Source organism: Streptomyces oceani, from assembly GCF_001751245.1.
GTDB lineage: Bacteria > Actinomycetota > Actinomycetes > Streptomycetales > Streptomycetaceae > Streptomyces > Streptomyces oceani.
In genome coordinates this window covers 30,384-36,027 of the sequence record NZ_LJGU01000159.1, presented here as the reverse complement: position 1 = coordinate 36,027, position 5,644 = coordinate 30,384, and the positions used below count along the sequence as shown (strand labels likewise).

Annotated in this window: 2 protein-coding genes; both read left to right on the top strand. The window is 73.7% G+C overall.

All coding sequences use genetic code 11. The features are described 5' to 3' along the window. Positions 1–2,762, top strand: a 2,762-nt coding sequence (locus AN216_RS25310) for an SDR family NAD(P)-dependent oxidoreductase (RefSeq protein ID WP_139140990.1), incomplete at its 5' end; no start/stop codon positions are given. A gap of 54 nt (positions 2,763–2,816) precedes the next feature. Then, positions 2,817–5,644, top strand: a 2,828-nt coding sequence (locus AN216_RS25305) for a type I polyketide synthase (protein WP_139140994.1), incomplete at its 3' end; no start/stop codon positions are given.

Sequence of the window (5,644 nt, the reverse complement as noted above, 5' to 3'; positions counted from 1 at the left end):
CCTGCCCGAGCCCGGCCGGCACCGAGCCCGGTGCTGAGCGCGACGACCGGGCCGGCGCTGAGCCCGGTACCCAGGCCGGCGCGCTGGCCGAGGGCGCGCACCGGGCCACCAGCCTGGCGCTGACCGCCATCCAGCGGCTGCTGGAGGACCGGCGGCTGGACGACGCCCGGTTGGTGTTCGTCACCGAGGGCGCGGTCAGTCCACGCTCCGACAGCCCGGACCCGGCCACCGCCGCCGTGTGGGGGCTGGTGCGGGCAGCTCGTACGGAGAACCCCGGCCGGTGCACGCTGCTGGACACCGACCGGGCCGTGGAGTCGCTGGCACTGCTGCCGACCGTGCTGGCCGGCGGCGAGCCGGAGGTGGCGCTGCGTACCGGCGTGGCGCTGGTGCCGCGGCTGGCCCGGGTCGCCACCGACGGGACGCTGTCGGTGCCGGAGGGCGACACCCACTGGCGACTGGACATCGACGAGAAGGGCACGCTGGAGAACCTGCGTCTGGCCGAGGCCCCGGAGGCGGCCCGCGAACTGGCGCCGGGTGAGGTGCGGATCGCGGTGCGCGCGGCCGGCCTGAACTTCCGGGACGTGCTGAACGCCCTGGACATGTACCCGGGCGAGGCCGGCGCGCTCGGCAGCGAGGGCGCGGGGGTGGTCCTGGAGACCGGTCCCGGCGTCACCGATGTCGCGGTCGGCGACCGGGTGATGGGCATGTTCTTCGCCGCCTTCGGGCCGACCGCCGTCGCCGACCACCGGCTGCTGGCGCGGATGCCGCGCGGCTGGTCGTTCGCGCAGGCGGCGTCGGTGCCGATCGTGTTCCTGACGGCGTATTACGCGTTGGTGGATCTGGGTGGGGTGCGTGCGGGTGAGCGGGTGTTGGTGCATGCGGCAGCGGGTGGTGTGGGGAGTGCGGCGGTGCAGTTGGGGCGGCATCTGGGTGCGGAGGTGTTCGGTACGGCGAGTGTGGGCAAGTGGGACGCGTTGCGGGCGGCTGGGTTGGATGAGGAGCACATCGCCTCGTCTCGGGATCTGGATTTCGAGGACGCGTTCCTTGGGGTGACCGGGGGTCGTGGGATGGATGTGGTGTTGGACTCGTTGGCGCGGGAGTTCGTGGACGCGTCGTTGCGGTTGTTGCCGCGCGGTGGTCGGTTCCTGGAGATGGGCAAGACGGACATCCGGGAGCCGGAGAAGGTGGCGGTGGACCACGAGGGCGTCGCCTACCGCGCCTTCGACCTCTGGGAGGCCGGCCACGAGCGGATCGGCGCGATGCTCCGGGAACTCGTCGGGCTCTTCGAGTCGGGTGTGTTGGCGCCGTTGTCGGTGGCGGCGTGGGATGTGCGGCAGGCTCCGGAGGCGTTCCGGTTCCTGTCTCAGGCGCGGCATGTGGGCAAGGTGGTGCTGACGGTGCCGGTGCCGTTGGATCCGGCGGGTGCGGTGTTGGTGACCGGTGGCACGGCGGGGTTGGGTGCGGTGGTGGCGCGGCATCTGGTGGTGGAGCGTGGGGTGCGGCATGTGGTGTTGGCCTCGCGGCGTGGTGTGGAGTCGCCGGGTGCGGAGGAGTTGGCGGCCGAGCTGCGGGAGCACGGTGCCTCGGTGTCGGTGGAAGCCTGCGACGCCTCGGACGGCCCCGCCCTGACGGAGCTGGTGCGGCGGGTGCGTACGGAACGATCGTTGACGGGTGTGGTGCACACCGCGGGCGTGCTGGACGACGGGGTGGTGGGTTCGCTGTCGCCGGAGCGGTTGGCGACGGTGCTGCGGCCGAAGGCGGACGCGGTGGCCTGGCTGGACGAGTTGACCCGGGAGGACGACCTGGCGGTGTTCGCCGTCTTCTCCTCCATCGCCGGCACCTTCGGCGGCGCCGGTCAGGGCAACTACTCGGCGGCCAACGCCTTCCTGGACGCGTACGCCACCCGCCGCCGCCAGCAGGGCCTGCCGGCCACCTCGCTGGCCTGGGGCGCCTGGGCGCCCGGTGCCGGCATGACCAGCGACCTCAGCGAGGCCGACCTCCAGCGGATGGCCCGTACGGGCATGCTGCCGCTGGAGATCGCACAGGGCCTGGCCCTGCTGGACACCGCGACCGGGCTGCCCGACCCGGTGTTCCTGCCGATGAACCTGGACGTCGGCGTGCTGCGGGAGCGGCCGGAACTGGTCACCCCGATGATGCGCGGCCTGGTGCGTACGACACAGCGGCGCACCGTCGACGCGTCCGCGGGCGGCGGCTCGGCGGGCGGCGGTTCCCTGGTGGAGACGCTGGCCCCGCTGTCCACCCCGGACCGCGAGCAGCTGCTGATCGAGGTGGTGGGCACCCAGGCCGCGGCCGTACTGGGGCACGCCTCCGCGGAGGACATCGAGCCGGAACAGGCCTTCAAGGACCTGGGCTTCGACTCGCTGACCGCCGTCGAGCTGCGGAACCGACTGGGCGCGGCGACCGGTATCCGGCTGCCCGCTACCCTGGTGTTCGACTACCCGACCCCGTTGGTGCTCGTGCGTCATCTGCTCGCCGAGATCGCGCCCCCGGAGGTCTCCGTCGCCGAGTCCGTCACCGGTGAACTCGACCGGCTGGAGAGCGCCCTCACCGGCGTCCCGGTGGACGACGCGGACCGGGACCGGATCGCCGCGCGGCTGCAGGAGCTGCTCGCCCGGGTGCGCGGCGACGGCGGCCAGGAGAGCGCTACGGACACCGGGTCGCGGCCGGCGGACACCGAACTGGACTCGGTCGCCAGCGCGGATGAGCTGTTCGACCTGATCGACAAGGAGCTGGGCTCATGACGGCACACGCGCGTGCGGTCCGTCGTGCCCGCTCGTCCCCGAGGAAGTGAAGTTGTGGCTGACGACGACAAGTACCTGGAATACCTCAAGCGGGTCACGGCCGAACTGCGGGACACCAAGAAGCAGCTGCGGGAGGCCGAGGAGAAGGACGCGGAGCCGCTCGCCATCGTGGCGATGAGCTGTCGTTACCCCGGCGGTGTCGACTCCCCGGAGGACCTGTGGGAGCTGGTCGCCGGGGACGGCGACGCCATCTCCGGCTTCCCCGAGGACCGGGGCTGGGACCTGGAGGCGGGCTACGACCCGGACCCGGACAATCCAGGCACGTTCTACGCCCGGGAGGGCGGCTTCCTGCACGACGCCTCTCGGTTCGACCCGGCGTTCTTCGGGATGAGCCCGCGTGAGGCGCTCGCCACCGACCCGCAGCAGCGGCTGCTGCTGGAGACCGCCTGGGAGGCGTTCGAGCGGGCCGGCATCGACCCGGCGACCGTACGCGGCAGCAACGCGGGTGTCTTCGTCGGCGCCGCGACCTCCGGCTACGGCGTCGGCGTGACCGACATCCCGGAGGACCTGCACGGCATGCTGCTGGTCGGCAACGCCACCTCGGTCGCCTCCGGCCGGATCGCCTACCACTTCGGGCTGGAGGGCCCGGCCGTCACCGTCGACACCGCCTGCTCCTCCTCGCTGGTCGCGCTGCACTGGGCGGCGAGGGCGCTGCGGAGCGGTGAGTGCGACCTGGCGCTGGCCGGCGGCGTCGCCGTGATGGCCTCGCCGGGCATGTTCTCGGAGTTCAGCAAGCAGCGCGGGCTGGCGGCGGACGGCCGCTGCAAGCCCTTCTCGGACGACGCGGACGGCACCGGCTGGTCCGAGGGCGCCGGGCTGCTGCTGGTCGAACGGCTCGCGGACGCGCGTAGGAACGGCCACCAGGTGCTCGCCGTCATCCGGGGCAGCGCCATCAACTCGGACGGCGCCAGCAACGGCATCACCGCCCCCAACGGTCCCTCCCAACAGCGCGTCATCCGACAGGCGCTGGACAACGCCGGCCTCACCCCGGGCGACGTGGACGCGGTGGAGGCGCACGGCACCGGTACGACCCTCGGCGACCCGATCGAGGCACAGGCGCTGCTGGCCACCTACGGCCGGGAGAAGGCAGCCGAAACGCCTCTCTGGCTCGGCTCACTCAAGTCCAACTTCGGCCACACCCAGTCCGCCGCGGGCGTCGCCGGCGTGATCAAGATGGTGATGGCGATGCGGCACGGCAGCCTGCCGCGCAGCCTGCACATCAGCGAGCCGTCCGGGCACGTCGACTGGGAGGCGGGCGCCGTACGGCTGCTCAGCGAACCACGGGAGTGGCCGGCGGCCGAGGACCGGCCGCGCCGCGCGGCGGTGTCCTCCTTCGGCATCAGCGGCACCAACGCGCACACCGTCCTGGAGGAGCCGCCGGCCCCGGAGGCGGCGACGGACAGCGGTGCGGACGACAGCGCGGCCGACGGCGCGGCGGACGCCGCCGCGGGCCCGGCCGGTACACCGCCGCTGCCCGCCGTGCCGTGGCTGCTGTCCGCCCGTAGCGAGGACGCGCTGCGGGAACAGGCCGCCCGGCTGTTGGAGCGACTGCGGGACGGCTCCCCGGACCCGGACGCGGCTGCCCGTACGGACGTCACCCTCGGCACCCTGCCGCCGGCCGAGGCGGCCCTCACCGACATCGGCCGCTCCCTGATCAGCACCCGCGCCGCCTTCGAGCACCGCGCGGCCGTGGTCGCCGAGGACCGCGCGGAGGCGCTGCGCGGTCTCGCCGCGCTCGCCGACCCGGACGCGGCCACCCCGGCCGGCGTCGTCACCGGTCGTACGGTCACCGGCGGCACCGCCCTGCTGTTCTCCGGGCAGGGCGCGCAACGGGCCGGAATGGGTCGCGAGTTGTACGCCGCCTTCCCGGTGTTCGCGAGCGCGCTGGACGAGGTGTGCGGCGAGCTGGACCGGCGGATGGAGCTGGACCGGCCGCTGCGTGAGGTGATGTTCGGGGAGGACACCGGCGAGTTGCGGGAGACCGGCTGCACCCAGCCGGCGCTGTTCGCCGTGGAAGTCGCCCTGTACCGGCTGCTGACCCACTGGGGCCTGCGCGCGAAGTACCTCCTCGGGCACTCGCTCGGCGAACTCACCGCCGCCTACCTCGCCGGCGTCTGGTCCCTGCCGGATGCCTGCGAACTCGTCGTCGCGCGCGGCCGGTTGATGCAGGCGCTGCCCCGGGGCGGCGCGATGCTCGCCGTGGCGGCCAGCGAGGACGAGGTGCTGCCGCAGCTGAAGGGCCGGGAGGCCGAGGCGTCCCTCGCGGCGCTCAACGGGCCCGGCGCCACCGTCGTCTCTGGCACCGAGACGGCCGTCGCCGCGCTCGAGGAGCACTTCCGCGGGCTCGACCGCAAGACCAGTCGGCTGTCGGTCAGCCACGCCTTCCACTCGCCGCTGATGGAGCCGATGCTGGCGGAGTTCCGGCAGGTCGCGGAGCGACTGACGTACGAGGCCCCGAAGCTGACCGTGGTCTCCAACCTCACCGGCGCCCTCGCCACCCCGCAGGAGCTGACCGACCCGGAGTACTGGGTGCGGCACGTGCGGCAGGCCGTGCGTTTCGCCGACGGGGTGAGTGCGTTGGTGGCCAGGGGCGTCACCCGGTTCGTCGAGGTCGGGCCGGACAGCACCCTCACCGCCATGGCGCGCGGCTGCCTCGCCGAGGCCGAGGACGAGACCGTGCGGACGGCGGTCGCCGTGCAGCGCCGGAAGCGTCCGGAGGCGGCGGCGCTGCTCGCCGGGCTCGCGGGCGCGTACGCCTGTGGCGCGCGGCTGGACTGGTCGGCCGTCTTCGCCGGCCAGCCGGTCGGCGGGCGGGGCTGTAC